This is a genomic window from Gracilimonas sp. B-17, assembly GCF_056857935.1.
Genome location: NZ_JBSXOA010000010.1, coordinates 88,349 through 104,625, shown reverse-complemented (window position 1 = coordinate 104,625; position 16,277 = coordinate 88,349). Strand labels below are relative to the sequence as shown.

15 protein-coding genes and 1 tRNA gene are annotated in these 16,277 nt (G+C 42.2%); 6 read left to right on the top strand and 10 right to left on the bottom strand.

The features are described from left to right. Nucleotides 1–24 precede the first annotated feature (24 nt). Nucleotides 25–414 carry a methyltransferase family protein gene (locus AC13FX_RS03740; RefSeq protein WP_482879121.1) on the top strand — a complete coding sequence of 130 codons (390 nt, stop codon included), beginning with the start codon at nt 25–27 and terminating at the stop codon, nt 412–414. 9 nt (nt 415–423) lie between these two features. Here AC13FX_RS03740 and AC13FX_RS03735 read toward each other — a convergent pair whose 3' ends face one another. From AC13FX_RS03735 to AC13FX_RS03715, 5 genes are all read right to left on the bottom strand, one after another. Then, nucleotides 424–2,379: a heavy metal translocating P-type ATPase gene (locus tag AC13FX_RS03735; protein WP_482879120.1), complete on the bottom strand. Its 1,956-nt coding sequence runs from the start codon at nt 2,377–2,379 to the stop codon at nt 424–426. Between the two features lie 269 nt (nt 2,380–2,648). Then, a complete protein-coding gene (locus AC13FX_RS03730; RefSeq protein WP_482879118.1) occupies nt 2,649–3,464 on the bottom strand; it encodes an NYN domain-containing protein in 816 nt (271 codons plus the stop codon). 109 nt (nt 3,465–3,573) lie between these two features. Next, nucleotides 3,574–5,043: a lipopolysaccharide biosynthesis protein gene (locus AC13FX_RS03725; protein ID WP_482879117.1), complete on the bottom strand. Its 1,470-nt coding sequence runs from the start codon at nt 5,041–5,043 to the stop codon at nt 3,574–3,576. Between the two features lie 34 nt (nt 5,044–5,077). After that, nucleotides 5,078–5,503: a type II 3-dehydroquinate dehydratase gene (locus tag AC13FX_RS03720; protein ID WP_482879116.1), complete on the bottom strand. Its 426-nt coding sequence runs from the start codon at nt 5,501–5,503 to the stop codon at nt 5,078–5,080. Next, on the bottom strand, nt 5,500–5,898 hold the full coding sequence (locus AC13FX_RS03715) for an HIT family protein (RefSeq protein WP_482879115.1): 399 nt from the start codon (nt 5,896–5,898) through the stop codon (nt 5,500–5,502). The genes AC13FX_RS03720 and AC13FX_RS03715 overlap by 4 nt, the downstream gene beginning before the upstream one ends. Nucleotides 5,899–5,957: 59 nt before the next feature. Between AC13FX_RS03715 and AC13FX_RS03710 the strand changes: the two genes are divergently transcribed. The 5 genes from AC13FX_RS03710 to AC13FX_RS03690 all read left to right on the top strand — a co-directional run bounded on the left by AC13FX_RS03710 (nt 5,958) and on the right by AC13FX_RS03690 (nt 10,827). Then, nucleotides 5,958–6,458, top strand: coding sequence for a TlpA family protein disulfide reductase (locus AC13FX_RS03710; RefSeq protein WP_482879114.1), 501 nt, complete (start codon nt 5,958–5,960; stop codon nt 6,456–6,458). 63 nt (nt 6,459–6,521) lie between these two features. After that, nucleotides 6,522–6,594, top strand: a tRNA-Lys gene (locus AC13FX_RS03705). A 209-nt stretch (nt 6,595–6,803) separates the two neighbouring features. After that, complete coding sequence (locus AC13FX_RS03700) at nt 6,804–7,109, top strand: FtsB family cell division protein (protein ID WP_482879113.1); 306 nt, start codon at nt 6,804–6,806, stop codon at nt 7,107–7,109. A 73-nt stretch (nt 7,110–7,182) separates the two neighbouring features. Next, nucleotides 7,183–8,127: an ROK family protein gene (locus AC13FX_RS03695; RefSeq protein WP_482879112.1), complete on the top strand. Its 945-nt coding sequence runs from the start codon at nt 7,183–7,185 to the stop codon at nt 8,125–8,127. 36 nt (nt 8,128–8,163) lie between these two features. Next, nucleotides 8,164–10,827 (top strand): putative LPS assembly protein LptD, encoded by a 2,664-nt coding sequence (locus AC13FX_RS03690; protein WP_482879111.1) that lies wholly within the window; start codon nt 8,164–8,166, stop codon nt 10,825–10,827. On the opposite strand, the gene AC13FX_RS03685 is transcribed toward AC13FX_RS03690, so the two are convergent. The 5 genes from AC13FX_RS03685 to AC13FX_RS03665 form a co-directional block, all read right to left on the bottom strand. Then, on the bottom strand, nt 10,824–11,429 hold the full coding sequence (locus AC13FX_RS03685; protein WP_482879110.1) for a riboflavin synthase: 606 nt from the start codon (nt 11,427–11,429) through the stop codon (nt 10,824–10,826). The genes AC13FX_RS03690 and AC13FX_RS03685 overlap by 4 nt on opposite strands. 9 nt (nt 11,430–11,438) lie before the next feature. Then, nucleotides 11,439–12,569, bottom strand: coding sequence for a bifunctional diaminohydroxyphosphoribosylaminopyrimidine deaminase/5-amino-6-(5-phosphoribosylamino)uracil reductase RibD (ribD, locus tag AC13FX_RS03680; protein ID WP_482879109.1), 1,131 nt, complete (start codon nt 12,567–12,569; stop codon nt 11,439–11,441). 100 nt (nt 12,570–12,669) lie between these two features. Continuing rightward, nucleotides 12,670–14,424, bottom strand: a complete 1,755-nt coding sequence (locus AC13FX_RS03675) for a SurA N-terminal domain-containing protein (RefSeq protein WP_482879108.1) — start codon at nt 14,422–14,424, stop codon at nt 12,670–12,672. A 155-nt stretch (nt 14,425–14,579) separates the two neighbouring features. Then, nucleotides 14,580–15,512: an MlaD family protein gene (locus AC13FX_RS03670; protein ID WP_482879107.1), complete on the bottom strand. Its 933-nt coding sequence runs from the start codon at nt 15,510–15,512 to the stop codon at nt 14,580–14,582. Nucleotides 15,513–15,524: 12 nt separating this feature from the next. Continuing rightward, entirely contained in the window at nt 15,525–16,274 is a 750-nt protein-coding gene (locus tag AC13FX_RS03665) for an ABC transporter ATP-binding protein (RefSeq protein ID WP_482879106.1), read from the bottom strand. Nucleotides 16,275–16,277: the final 3 nt, after the last annotated feature.

The window sequence follows — 16,277 nt, the reverse complement described above, 5'->3', positions numbered from 1 at the left end:
TGTGTGGGTTTGATGTGGCTCTTAATGAAATACGCACCAGGTGATACTTTTAGTTTCGCAGTTCAGAATTGGGCCGCCTTTGGTTGCTTTGCTGTAGGAGTCATGATAGGTCTGATGGGTGTGGCTGAATTTATTCGAAAAAGAACTACCGTGAATCCCCACAAGCCGGACAATACAAATAATTTAGTAAGAAGCGGGGTCTATACAATAAGTCGAAACCCAATGTATCTTGGGCTGCTGATATGTTTGTTTGCCATAGCTGTGTATTTAGGGTATACACTTAACCTTCTCATATTACCGGTGTTTGTAACTTATATGAACGAATTTCAGATCAAGCCGGAGGAAGATGTGATGGAACAGAAATTTGGTGATGAATTTTCAGAGTATAAGAAAGAGGTTCGGCGCTGGATATAATGTTTTCAATTAAGAACAACAAACTTCACAGCAGCTTTCGGGTTTGTCTTCGGCAGCAGAGTTTATTTTTCCATGTCCAAAGAAAGATGAGAGCGTAAATGATTCATTCGAGAACTTTTTCTGTACTCTGATCGCATTGGCTATAGCAATGAGGGCAACGCCAACATCAGCAAAGATAGCTTCCCACATAGATGCCAGGCCTACAGTAGCGAGTGCCATCACCAAGATCTTGATGCCCAATGCAAAGCCAATATTTTGCCAAACGATCTTGTGGGTGTATTTACCAATACGGATAGCCAGTGGTATTTTTGAAGGATGGTCAGTTTGAATGACCACATCCGCTGTTTCGATCGCTGCATCAGAACCAATACCTCCCATAGCTATTCCCACATCTGCCAACGTGATCACCGGCGCATCATTCAAGCCATCACCTACAAATCCTACCACATGATCTGCGTGCAAGGCCTCTTTAACTTTGTGATATTTATCATCCGGGAGTAACCCTCCGAAAAATTGATCTATACCCAATTGGTTTGCTATCGATTCCGTAGTCTCTTCATTATCACCGGATAGCATGATCAGGTTATCAACTCCCAGTTCCCGAAGTTCACTTAGGGCTTGAATGGCATCCGTTTTGATCTTGTCGGCAATCAAAATTGTACCGACTTGAACACCGTCAGCTGCTACATACACAAATGCAGATGGATTTTCATTATCTATTTCCGATATGGAAACATTGTTTTCTTCCAGTAATATTCTGTTGCCTACAAGGATTTCTTGCAGGTCAAGATATCCTTTAAGTCCTCTGCCGGGTATTTCCTGAACGTCGCTGGCAGTGGATATTTTTTGCTCTTTGGTAAAATTGATGATCGCTTTTGCAATCGGATGTGAGGAGTGTTTTTCCAGTGAAGCAGCTAATTTTAAGACTTGTGAAGTATCGTATCCGTTAGTGGAGTGTACATCCTGAACCTCGAAAACTCCTTCGGTCATTGTCCCGGTTTTATCAAGGAACAAAGTTTTCATTTTCCTGAGTTGGTCAAGATAATCGGACCCTTTTAGAAGTATTCCATTTTGGGATGCCGCCCCTATTCCACCAAAATATCCGAGAGGAATGGAGATCACTAACCCACAAGGACAGGATACAACAAGAAAGATCAGCGCCCTGTAAAACCAATCTTCAAATATATAAGGGTCTGTGAACAGCCATGGAAGAAAGGTTAGAGCTACTGCTAACCATACAACGATAGGAGTATACACTTTAGCAAAGCGAGTCATAAAGCGTTGAGTCGGTGCTTTACGCTGAGATGCCTCCTGAACCATATTTAGTATATCAGCAAGCCGTGAGTCTTCATATCCTTTAGTTACTCTGATACGAACCGGTATTAGATCATTGACCGACCCTGCCCATATTTCTTCACCGGAAGTGCGAGTCATTGGTTTTGATTCTCCTGTCAAAGCAGCAGTATTAAAAGAGGCTCTACCTGTAATTAGTTCTCCATCTAGTGGTACTTTGGCTCCGGGTTTTACATGGATGACCTCACCTGCCTCAACATCTGAAGGGTGGACTTCTATTGTTTCGCCATTCCGTTCTACCGTTGCAACATCAGGCTGTTGATTGATAAGTGATTCAATAGAGTGACGAGCCTTACGTACCGCATTTCCCTGGGCATATTCTCCGATCATATAGAACAACATCACTGCCACACCTTCCGCATATTCGCCAAGTGCAAAAGCACCTACCGTAGCAATACCCATGAGTAGAAACTCACTGAAAATGGTCCCATTGCGAATAGATCTATAAGCTTTTATCCAAACCGGTCCTCCAACAAACAAATAGGAAATAAGGTAAAGAGTCAGGAAGACATACTCATTACCTGAAAATTTGAACCAATGCTGTACAATTAAGGCCGTCATTAAAAAAACGGCTGACCAAATTACTTCGTAATATTTTTTTATGAAATTCATGGACTAAAATATAGCAAGCCTCAGGAAAAGGCTATACTGATAGTGCAAATGAGATTTTTTCTGGTCATATTCGCTATCCGGATATAGGGTCAATAATAGAGCAAATTTGTCCAGTGACAGCTATCACACAAAGATAGACAATAAAATATCAAGAGTTGGAAAGGTAATCTTACACAATTGTGTTTTTCCTGTGCAGGATTCTGTTTTAACTTAAATCTGAAAAAAAGGCAGTTTAGCTTTATCCCAAAAGCAGAAAAAAGCTTTCTGAATTATGGTGCGCTGACCAAAACAATGTTTTCTGCGATCAAACCCTTGTCATTTTCAGTTACATCAAATTCAAAGATAAGCTCCCGGCTGGGGAGATAGGAAGTGTCAAAATCTTCCTCAAATTGTGAAATATGGGCAAAAACCGTTTTATAAGGTGAGCTGGAATCCCGGGAATCGGTGATCCACAAGCAGTCTTCTTTACGCGTCAGAAAACGCAGGAATCCGTAGCCTTCATCCTGAGTGAAGTCATAACAAACACCGCGAACCCTAGAGCCATTTTCACCCCAGTCGTAAGGTGAGTCTACAGGAAGTAAGCCCGGGATCAGATAGCCTGATACGGAGGAATCTACTGACTTTTTCAGGGAGGATGATACATTATCAAAACCCACAAGTTCAACGCGGCATCCTTTATTCTGTAAGGCATTTACTACACTTACATAGCTGCCACTGCTGCTTAATAGCACGATCTTATCCAGGTGTTCGGCCTGAACCAGCATATCCACAGCCATATCCATGTCAATGGAAGATTTGGTGATCTTTTCCCCGGTCTCATGGTTGGTGTAGGTATGAACCGGTTTTTCGATCACTTTGTACTCATAATCTCTTAGTACATCGCAGAAACGTTGGGTTTTGAGTCGGTAATCACGGTCTTCTTTAAGCCGGTCACTGTCGTAGCAGAGGTAGACATTGAGCCTGGAGGCGACTGCTCCATTTCGGCAGGCAAACATTCTTAAAGTATCGTAACGGAGACCATATCCTCCATTCATCGTAACATTTACAGCATCAACATATATACCAACTCGTTCTTTCGTATTCATTCAAATAATCCTGTGGAATTCACTTTAAAAATAATATCAAGTATGATGAGCAATATAAACTCAACGCCACCAATCAATTAACATAAAATTTATCGAGAGAGTCAAGCACTTATATTTTCTGCCTTTTGGCCAGTGCAACATAGGACAGTATAACAACAGAAAGTATGCCGACTGACATAATGAGGATGGATGAAATGAAGTCAGTAAACCCCATTTGCAGAAATTGAGGTTTTGAATAATAAAGGGCAACGGATAGCAATATTACTCCAAACCCATATATCAGTTGATAAGGCACTTTGAATGCCTTGGTAGAGTAGTAATAGATAACCATAGCCATGGTAAAATAACTGATCAGAGTAGCTACCGCTGAGCCCATCATTCCGTAGTAAGGGATAAGAATTATATTGGCGATTATAGTGATTGCGGCTCCAATTAGAGTGATCTGTGGGAGGCGTTTGGTGGTCTCACTTATAAAAATACCGGCTGAAAAATTAACGTACCAACCCTGAAACCAATAGGCTAAGAGTAAAACCGGGACAATGCTCAGGCCACTCCAGAATTTTTCGTCTACCAGATAGAAATCTAATATGGGCACCTTGACGGAAACGATCTGTTCAGCAAACAATGCCACAAAAAGGAATATTAGAGCAGCGGCAGAATTAAACAAAACAAAGGTTTGAGAAAAGGTCTTAGGGGCTGATTCATCACCCGATTGCCTCATAAAGAATGGTTGCCAGGCCATTCTGAACATCTGAACAAGCAATAACATAAAAACGGCTAATTTGTAACAGGCACTGTAGATCCCGACGATATCATCAGGTGTCTGCTCGGCTCCGTAGAGTTGCTCAACAGTTGCAGGATCCATCGATTTTAGGAAAAAACGATCCAGTAGTTCGTTGATCACATGCCCAAAACCTGCGGGCACAAATGGCAGGCCAAAGAACAAGGCTCTCTTAAGTAATTGAGTATTCCATTTACCGGCCAACATCGGGAGTGTGATGATCCAGGTAGCTAAAGCAGTTAAAAGAGAAGCTACAAGATTACTGATAAATACCGCTTCGATGCCATATCCCAGCCCAAGGATCAGGTAAAAGTTAAGGCCAAGGTTGATGATCACATTACCGGTCTTAATAACAGCAAAAGAGATAGATCTTCGGACCAATCGCAACTCTGCGAAAGGAACAATAGCAATGGTATCAAAGAATAAAATTCCCAGCATCATCCACAGGATCGGGTCACCACTTTCCAACCCGATCAGAGGAGTTATTACGGGTTGTGCAACCCAGATAATGAGGACGAATAATCCGGAGGAACCTAAAAGAAAGAGTTGAAGGGTCTTGAAAATGCTATTTGCTTCCTCTCGATCCTTGCCATACCGTATGTAAGCAGATTCCATGCCCATAGTAAAAAGAACATTGAATAATGCTATAGCTGCAAATATCAGGCTAATTATGCCATATTGGTCCTCTGAAAAAACACCCGTATGAAGCGGGACCAGAAGGTAACCGATGAACCGGGCGAGCACACTGCTGATGCCATAGATAAGGGTATCGGAAAAAAGCTCTTTTAATTTCGTCAATTCAACGGGATTTATTTAGAAAAGTAGACCAACCTTAGCTTAGTCCTTCGATCGCTTCAACTCCCAGGAAATAGCTATGTTTCCCAAAGCCGGTTATGATACCGTTCATAACAGCCCCGGTTATTGAGCGATCCCGAAATTCTTCCCTGCCGTGGATATTGGATAAATGGACCTCCACTTTTGGTATTGTGATCGCATCAAGAGCGTCGCGTAAAGCTACTGAGGTATGTGAATAACCCCCGGGATTGATGATCAAAGCGTCTGTATGGTCATTCATAGCTTGTTGTATGCGATTGATAAGCTCCCCCTCAACATTGCTTTGATAGAAGCTGAAGGAATGTCCAGGATATCGTTCTTGTAGCTCAGAATGGATGTCCTTGAGAGAATCCTTTCCGTAAACATCGGGGTCACGTGTACCAAGTAAGTTCAAATTAGGGCCATTGATGATCAATATGTTCATAGCTCTACATTTTTACTGATCCTTCTCGCAAGGTTCAGCATTTCGGTATCTCCCAATTCAACTTTCTTTCCAAGGCTGAAATCCTGAGATTCCTTATAAATAGGTATCAGGTGAATATGGGCATGTGGTACCAGCATTCCCTCTACAATTACCCCTGTACGTATGGGTTGAAGGGTTTTATCGATGGCATGGGCTACTTTTTGAGAGAAACTGGTGAGATCAGTGAGGTCATTCGGGTCCATATCGAAGATATAGTCGATCTCTTTTTTTGGGATACACAGCGTATGCCCTTTAGCTGCTGGATTGATGTCTAAAAATGCATAATGCCGGTCATCTTCGGCGATCTTATAGCTTGGAATTTCCCGGTCGATGATCTTACTAAAAATTGTTGCCATAATTATTAATCAAAGCTGTTAATTTGAAAGAAGATACTATCCAATAAACAGAAATCCTTATGAACTCTGCAAGAGTCTCTTTTTTTATTTTGAATGTCATTGTATTGGCTTTGGTGAGTTTTGAGGCCGTGAGTCAAAATAAGGATGGGCAGTTGATCGGTGAGGTCACATCGGATCAAATACTGGAGAGTAACCGGATCTTTAAAGTATACGTTGAGCGCTATGAACCTGAACCAAAGGCTGTTGAGTTTATAAAGTCCCTGAATGGTAATTATTCAATAGTGGTGTTCTTTGGAAGTTGGTGCAGAGAGTCAACCAAGTACATACCCGGTTTAGTGAAGACATTTAGGCTTGTGGATAACGATCAGATCAGTATTATGTACATCGGTGTGGATGAACAAAAAAAGATTCCAACTGAATTTTTAAAATTGTTTGATATCGAATATATTCCGACCGTTGTGGTCTTGAAAGACAGCAAAGAATTAGGCAGAATTGTTGAAAGGCCACAATTACCAATTGAAACTGAGCTTGTTCAGATTTTGGAAAGGCAGGAAAATTGAGAAAAAATCAATTTTTCCTTGTACTCTAATTTAGAAATGCCTTATCTTTGGAATCTGAATTGAGAATCGGTAGCTCAGTTGGTAGAGCAACGGCCTTTTAAGCCGTGGGTCGAGGGTTCGAGCCCCTCCCGATTCACACTTTTTTAAGATTTTCATAATGACTCTCTCTTGACCAGCCCCATACGATTGATCTCGGATGGGGTTTTTTATTATCATCTTCTCAATGGTCAGTACTATAAGTTGTTAGCTTATGTCATAAAAGAAAAGAGATGCCAAAACAGCTGATTGTACTTAATAGGCAAATTAGTGTATTTTAGCCTCATCGAATAATCTACAGGCTTATTTATGAACCTACATTTTTTCAATCCACTTAGGTGGAAAAAGTCCTTTCTGGTAATTTTACTTACCACCTTTGTAGTGGCGTGGTTCACCTTTATTGATACCTACAGCCTGAAGACACGCTGGGATCTTTATTCTCAGAAAGAGGATTTAAGAGAAAGAACCGAAGAGTTAAACAACAGGTCTGAAGAGCTTAAGGTTAAGATCGACAGGCTGAATGAAGACCCTGCTTTACTCGAGAAGATCGCCCGTGAAGAATATGGGATGCGTAAACCCGGTGAAACTGTCTACAAAGTTAAACGAGAGAAATAGAGCTTCGGTTTGGTTCATGGTGACCTGCCTCTTATCTTCACCGAAACAATTTTCGATCATAAAATCATACTAAATGAAAGCTATTGGTGTAGACCTCGGCGGTACCAATATCAAAGCAGCCGTCGTAGATAAGGAAAATGGTATAATTGAGCAGGTAACCACTCCCACACAGGCAAATCTTGGCCGAGATCACCTTCTAGACAGGATCGCGGACACAGTAAGGGATCTGATCAAAAAAAATGAGATCATTGGAATGGGGATGGGAATGCCCGGTATGGTCTCTAAGGATCAGACCACGATCAATAACCCGCCTAACCTGCCGGGTTGGGGTTCTGTTAATGCGGCTAAGGAAATGGAAAACAGGCTGGATATCCCATGTAAGATCGAAAATGATGCCAATATTGCCGCTTTAGGCTCTCTTCATTTTGGTGTGGGCAACAAGTTCGACAGTTTTATTATGATCACTCTTGGTACCGGTGTTGGAGGAGGCATCATATACGAACGCGAGCTTTTCAAGGGAACGATGGGGATGGCCGGTGAATTGGGTCACGTTATCATAGATTATCATGGACCTCTTTCAAACAGTGTAACAAGAGGAACAGTCGAGGCTTATCTGGGTCAGCGTTTTTTGAGCCGATATGCGTCTGATCTGATATCACAAAACACGACCAATCCTCTCTATAAAAAATTTCATAAAGACTTTAGCCAGCTGGAGCCCGTTGACCTAACCAATGCTGCAAAAGAAGGCAATGAACTGGCTATTGAGATCCTTGCCAAAAGTGGGCAACGGCTGGGTTATGCGATCATTAATTATGTTCACATGATGGATATCAGAAAATTTGTAGTAAGCGGTGGAGTTTCCAAAGCCGGGGATTTTCTGTTTGAACCTGCAAAGGAGATCGTCAACAAGCATATGATGGAGCCATTCAGAGAAGGTTTTGAGCTCACTTACGAAGATCTCGGAAACGACAGTGCCTTACTTGGTGCAGCTGGATTAGCTTTTGATTCGTTCTCTTAACCAAAACTGTATATGACCTTCGCCACCAACACACATATGGGCAAGTGCTTAACATTATTTTGTCTTTTTGTGTTGATGTCGGTCAAGGTAGTGGCTCAGCAGACCGATTCTGTATCGGTCAGGCCGGATACCACTCTACAACAATCTCAAAATGCCCCCACTGCTAAGCCTGAGATCGGCAATGTTCCGGATGATGCAGTCAGGTTTCAGTCAAGTGATTCACTGGTTATCAATTTCAAAGGTGGAAAAAAAGCATTCTTATTTGGTTCAGCCAATGTGAAGCACTCTGCCGGAGAACTGAAAGCCGGTGAGATAAATATGGATATTGATAACACCACGGTTGAAGCAACCACTTTAACACCGGAGGATACACTTTCGCGTCCGGTTCTGATCCGTGAATCTGATGAGATCAAAAGTACTCGTATCTTGTTTAATTATAAAACTCAGAAGGGAAAATTTGAAGCAGCCCAGGTAAAGGTTTCAGATGGTCATCTTATAGGTTCTAAGATCAAGAATGTTAATGAAAGTGAGGTATTCATTGAGGATGGTATTTATTCTACCTGTCCTCCTGAGTATATGTATTACTATCTGAAAGCCAAGAAAATGAAAGTGGTTGATGAGGATGAATTATTTTTTAGCAATGCTCAGCTGTATATCCTGGATATTCCTTATCCGATCATATTTCCATTTGGCTATGTTCCCACTGATATAGAAAAAAGGCGTTCAGGGTTGCTTACCCCAACATACGCATTTCAGGATCAGAACGATCGTGGACTTGGCCTTCAGAATGTGGGGTGGTTCCAGTATTTTAATGACTACCTGACCGGACAAATTGATGGTGATATTTATACCTCCGGGTCTTTTTACCTAAACGGCCTCGTACAGTACAGGAATACCGACCGGTATAATGGATCGATCAGGTTGGGCTATTCAAACGATCGCGGTATGGAACCAACTGATCCGGATTTTTCCGAAACCATACAGAGATCCGTATCGGTTCAACACAGCCAAACCATATCACCTTATGCGAATTTGTCGGCCAATGTAAACCTCAGAACAGCTGATTTTAACCGACGTAACTCCTATGACATTGACGACCGGGCTGAGGTAAGTTCAAACTCAAAAGTATCGTATAACTACAGGCATCCTGAAAACCTATATAGTTTCAGTACGAATGCACAGCTGGTACAGAACTTTACGAACTACTCAACAAGGGTAAGCGGCCCTTCTGCCAATTTCAGGTTAAAGAATATCTCTCCGTTTCAGGGTAGTGCCGGTACCGGAGATCAAAGCTGGTATGAAACTATAAGTTTAAGCTATAGCAACAATCTTAGGTCCCAATTCAACTTTGACCCTATAGATGCCGATAGTTCAGAGATCACATTCTTTGAGGCATTGACCGATAAGGATAAGTATGAGGAAGCCACCGGCAACGACCGGTATATTCAGGCGGGGTTTCAGCAACAAGCCGGACTTCAGGTCGGGCAGGTTGTGCCAAGCCAGTTTCTCAATATTTCAACAGGGATCAATTATACAGAAAACTGGTATCCCTCCACCGTACGAAAAACATTCAATGCAGATTCCAATCGTGTTGAAACAGATAAAAGGTATGGATTTGCTGCTTCAAGGGAATTTAGTACGAATCTTAATTTTGGAACGACATTTTATGGGGTATCAAATCTTAAAGTTGGCAATTTTCAGGGCTTGAGGCATACGGTTAGGCCAAGCCTTAGTTTTAGTTACCGACCTGATTTCAGTGCAGAGCAGTGGGGGTATTATAAAAAGGTTCAAACCGACACACTTGGTAACACACAACAGTATTCGATCTTTGAGGATGCGATTTTTGGAGGTCCCGGCAGGGGCGAATCAAGGTCTTTGAATTTTTCATTGCAAAATGTATTTGAGACCAAACGAGTTAAACGAGACAGTACCGGAGAGGTGAGTGAAAAAAATATACGGTTTATTGACAACCTGTCTTTAAATACCTCCTATAATTTTGCAGCCGACAGCCTGAATCTAAGTGATCTCAGAACGCGTATCAGTTCAAGTGCTATAAATGGTTTGAATTTGAGTGCTACTGCAAATTTCTCATTTTATCAGTTCGATTCAACAGGACGTGAGATCAATAGATATTTTATTGAAGACAGCAGGAAGCTGGCACAGCTACAATCATTCTCGGTGAATGCCAGTACCTCTTTTCGGGGGGGAGATGGGGTGCAGGTTTACACTCCTGTATACCGGCGCAGATACGATCCGTTTGATCAATCCACATTTCACCCTATAGATACAAGATTCGGGTATGAACCGGTACCTCCCTTGAGCTCGCCCTGGAGTGTATCCCTTAATTTCAGCTACAGCTGGAATTATCGTTTCAATAGCGAGCCTACCAAACGTGCCACACTTCGTGCATCAAGTATTTCATTTAACCTGACTCCAAAATGGAGATTTAACACAGATGTTGGGTATGATTTTATTGCCAAAGAATTCACTCCTTCACAGTTTTCATTAAGCCGTGATCTGGAGTGCTGGAACTTGTCATTTCAGATCAATCCGTTCGGTGATTTTAAGTACTATTTTTTCAGGCTCAGCGTAAACAGTTCACAGATTCAAAGTCTGTTTCAGAAATTACCGGTACTTAAGAATCTGGAAAGAAGCTCAAGTCCTTCTGGGGCAAGAGGCAGGGGCTATGGTGGGTTTTAGAGCGAGTCCCGCCCGATATTTGCAAGGTATTTGACCACGTACTTGCCGATAACATCAAACTCAAGATTCACCTTATCACCAATTCCTTTATCCTTCAGGTTTGTATGCTCCCAGGTGTAAGGAATGATCGCGACCACAAAGGAATTTTCAAACTCTCTGGCCACGGTTAGGCTGATCCCTTCCATAGTGATGCTGCCACGTCCTACGACCATGTTCTCAAACTGAGAGGGATATTCTACGGTTAGCAGCCAACCGGTCTCCTCTTTTTCAATTCCTGTAATCGTACCGGTAGTGTCTACATGGCCTTGCACCAGGTGCCCTTCAATTCCTTTTTGTAACGTCAGGGATCTTTCGAGGTTAACGGGGTCATTTTCTTTCAATGATCCGATAGATGTTTTGCGCAGCGTTTCCTCAACACTTTGTACGGTAAAGGTATTTTCATCAAAAGCCACAACTGTATGGCAGGCCCCATTAATGGAAATACTTTCATCTTCGTGACATGAGCCGGAGAACGAACAAGAGACTTTCATTTCCTGTCCACCACCATTTAAAGATTTAATGGTCTTGATTTTTCCGACTTCCTGTATAATTCCTGTAAACATGATCTGAATTTAAAAATATCCGGTTAATAACATATCATCGCCAACCTGAGTCCAGGTGACATCATTGAGCTCTGCAATATCTCTCATCTTATTGATCCCGATCCCAATGAGTGACCGAGTTCCGGCACCCAACAATTTCGGGGCAATAAATAGTTCGATCTTGTCTACCAAACCTAATTTTAAGAGTGCAGAGGAAAGTTGTTGTCCTCCCTCTACTAATACAGAAGAAATACCTTTCTCTCCCAGCATCTTGAAAGCCTGTCTCAGGTCGGCATGTCCATCAACTTTTGAAACCTGAAGTATATCGCCGCGGAAATAGTTTTGCTTCATCAGTTTAAGCATGGGGTCCGCATCGGTTGAGGAAGCTTCTTTATTCCAGGTTATGATGGTGGTCTTTTCTTCGAATTTATCCGAAAAAAGATTCAATTCTTTTGGCAATTCATAAGGTCCGTCAATGACGATCCGTTTTGGTTGCCGCCCTGCAACATGCCTGACCGTAAGACTTGGGTTGTCTGTGATGGCTGTTGTTCTTCCCACTAAAACAGCATCATATTCTGAACGCCATTTGTGAACCAGTTTTCTGGACTGTTTTCCGGTGATCCATTGGGATTCTCCATCTGCTGCAGCGAGGTAGCCATCAGCGGTTTGGGCGATCTTTAGGGTTATAAAAGGTCGTCCAAATGTTTGGTGGTGAATAAAGAATTCGTTGAGTTTTTCAGCTTCCTCTTTCATTAAACCCACTTCAACCTCAAGGCCTTTATTCCTGAGGTGGAGAATACCTTGCCCGTTAACTTCAGGATTTGGGTCCTTCATGGCAACCACAACCCGATCAATTGGGAGCTTACCCAGCATTAAGGCGCATGGCGGGGTTTTACCATGGTGAGAACAAGGCTCTAGCGTTACATAGACCGTAGCTCCTTTAAGTTTCTTTGGGTCTTTTACGGATTCAACAGCATTGACTTCAGCATGAGCCTCTCCAAATTTCTTGTGATATCCTTCACCGATCTTGCTGCCATCCTTGGCAACGATCACACATCCTACCAAAGGGTTAGGTGAAACTGTGCCTTTCCCTTGTTTGGCCAGCTCAAGAGCTTCAGCCATCCATTTGGCATCCTCTTTATGTTGTTGAAGTTCGGGCATATTGGAATAATGTAGGGTATTTCAGTCTTAAGGATATCAAGGAAACAAAAAAGGGTGAGAAGAAACTCCTCACCCCAAACAATTTATAAATCTGAAAAAATTATTGCAGCAGACGGTCTCTGTTGTCTACGATCTTGGCATCTGCCTTTAGCTGTTCAAGCCAAATGGAGTTGAACTCCTGGAATTTTTGCTGCTCCAGCCTCTGACGTATCTCATTCCTTGTTTGTGGATCAAGGTTAGCCAAGTCTGCAGTTTCTTTGTTAACCACTTCCACAATGAATGCAGCACTGTTACCAACCAATACATCGGAAGTCTGACCTTCTTCAAGACTTAATACAGCGCCAATGACCATGGGCTCACGGCCGGCACCCTGAATGACTGTTGCATTGGCTCTCAGGTTATTCTGTGTCTGAACTTCCTGATCTGTTTGCTCAGCAATGGCTTCAAGGGTTTGGTATTGGTCGAGTAATCCCTTCACACGATCTTCTGTTAATTCCTTGCGACGCTCTATTTTAACAAGATTCTCAACCTGAGTTCTAACTTCATCAAATGGCCGGTAACCTTCGGGTGTGACTTCAAGTACTTCAAGTACAACGAAATCAGAATTCAGCTCCAAGACATCAGAGATATCACCTTCATCAGACCCATCAAGGAAATTCATGATCTGCTGACTGGTACCTAATCCCGAAATAAAGTTATTTCCCTTGGTTGCAAAAGCCTCTTTGATCTCGAGGTCTCTTGATGTTGCTTCTTCTTCAAAGTCAGTTTCTTCTGAAGCAAAGAATTCAAAATCAGCTGCTCTTTCATTGGCATCATCAATGGTTGCCGGAAGCGCCTGAATGTTATAGCTCATGATCTGGAACTTGATCTCATCACCACGTTCAGCTTCCTTCTTAAGTAATGCAGCCTGATTAGCTGTTTGGATCACATCAGATACTTCGCCAACATTAAGTTCCAATACAGCCTGATATTCTTCCCGGATATCGCTCTCATTTACAAACGAAGAATTGTAAGGTGTTGAGGAACCCTGACGAGCAAGAAACAATGAATCATTTTCTGCTGCAGCAAATGGTTCTTTCAGTTCTCTAACATCATCAATGATCTGAGCGGTATCTGCAGAGGTGGGCAGCTTACTGAATGTGACATAACGGAAGCGATAGCTTTCATCTCTGGTGAACCGCTCTTTGTTATTGTTATAATAGCTTCGGAGTTCAGAATCTGAGATCTCGAGCTCCTGTTCCGCAACTTCACTGTATGGGAAGCGAAGGTAATTAATTTCGGCGGTGGTATTATTTCGAATGTATTCATTCTCAACTTCCTGATCAGTGACCTGCAAACCGGCTGCGATATAGTTTTGAAGCTTTTGTTGCCTGCGCTGATTACGCAATTGAACTTCAAGTGCCACTGCTTGTTGTGAGAATTCGCTTGATGAAAGTACCTGCTGAATGGCCGCTCGGTCTATTGTGCCATCTTCACGGGTAAAATTTTGGCGTATGATAGGCGCAGGGTTATCTCCGTACACCATATCTAATATTTCCTGATCGGAAACAGTGATTCCAAGTTCTTTCATTTTTTGATCGAGCAAGCGGGAATTAACAAGTTCATCCCAGGCTTGATTCTCATAGAAGGCCCGCATCTCAGGTGTCATAGAATTACCTGTCTGCTGACTGTAAGCGTTGGAGTAATACTGAATTCTACTTTGATATTCTTCGTTTGAGATCTTTTCACCATTAACAGCTCCAAGTGAATTCGGTCCGGCTTGAAGTGCATCAAAAAAGTTTACATCGGCCAAAACCCACAGTAAACCAAAAGATCCTATCAGCACCCACAGGATGATTCCGGTGCTGTTTCTCATTTTTTCCATTACACCCATAAAAGGTTACCTCTAAAAAAACATTTAATAGTTTGCGATTTGGTTACCACCAGGTCCATTTTGGCACACTTGGCAGTAAGCTTGGAAATATAAGCCAATACCGTAGGAATTGAAAGCCATTTCAAATAAAACGGTAGTTAAAATACCTCGATAAGCCTCATGTGCTTGAGATACTTACCGGGATCTTCATTTATATTTTTGATCAGTTCATTAAGATTCACGGATAAGCTGTCAATATTATTGTACAGGGAAGGGTCATTGGCTAATTTTCCGAGTGTGCCCGTGCCATTATTTATTTTAGTTAATACCTCATCAAGGGTAGTATTGGTCTTATTTAAACCCTTGCTTAAGGTTTCCATCTCTTTACTGGTACTTTCCAGGTTAGTGATCAAAGAAGTTAACTTTTCCTTGTTTTCAGAGCTGAGTTCATTGACATTTCCCAGGGTTTCTTTGGCGTGGATGATCATTTGGTCAAGGTCATTTTGCCTTTGGGAAATTACCTGATCAAGTGAAGTGGTGGTAGAACGCAGGTTTCCAAGTATGCCTGAAATATTCTGTCGGGTAGAATCATTCAAGGTTTCATTGAGCCCCACGATCAATTCTTCCATGCCTTTAATGGAAGTAGAAATATCATTGCTCAGTTTCTCTCCTTCAGCGGCAAAGCTGTCCATAATGCCTTGCTCATATACTCCATCAATAGTTTCGCCATCCTCCACCATTTCACGTGAATCCGATTTTTGGATCTCGATGAATTTTCCGCCAAGTACACCACTTGATTTCAATATGGCGATGGAGCCTTTCGGGATCTGATAATTTTCCTCAATACTGAGAGTTACCAGTGTAGAATCTGATATGAGCAGATCCATATTTTTCACGGTACCAATCTTGAACCCCTTTATGTTAACAGGATTTCCGGAAATGAGTCCGTGCACCTGACTGAACTTTGTATATATGGTGGTCGATGTCTTGAATATTGGCTGGTCCTTCATAATGCTATAGCCAATAAAGCCTACAATGATAGCAATGATGGTAGTCAGCCCTATTTTTAATTCGTTGGAAACTTTTGCCAAGGTTGTGGTCTCCTATGCAGTTTGTTTATTAATTTGATATTCGCTTGCTGTTATGAAATCCAGCAGGTTTTGGTTGTCACTATATTTCATGTCATCTGTTTTGCCAAACCAGCTAAGCTTTTGTTCATCCAAAAAAGCAACCTTATCAGAAATAGACAATACGCTGTGCATGTCGTGCGTGATGACGATAGAAGTGATATCAAGGGAATCAGCAAGATTTACGATGAGTTCGTTGATCTCTCCGGAAGTTCTGGGATCCAGTCCGGATGTTGGTTCATCATAAAGTAAATAATCCGGTTTAAGTATGATGGCTCGTGCCAGGCCGACTCGTTTTCTCATTCCGCCGGAAAGCTCTGCAGTAGATTTGCCCCCGGATCCTTTGAGGTTTACCATCTCCAATGCTTCATTGACGTTTTGAGTGATCTCGTCTTCAGATTGATCAGTAAAATATCTCAGTGGAAAAGCTACATTCTCAAAGGTACTGATAGAGTCAAAAAGTGCTCCTCCCTGAAAAAGGATCCCAAAACGCTGCCTCACCTTACGTAATTCGGTATAACTGAGGTCAAAAACGGATTGACCGTCGATCAGGATCTGCCCTTCATCCGGGTACATCAGGGCATTCAGGTGTTTTAAAAGGACAGATTTTCCACAGCCAGAACGCCCGATAATGGCCGTAGTTTCCCCGTCTTCGATGGTAAGACTCACATCCTGCCATACCAGAAGGTCGCCAAAGCTTTTTGTTAGGTTTTTAATTTCGATCATGAT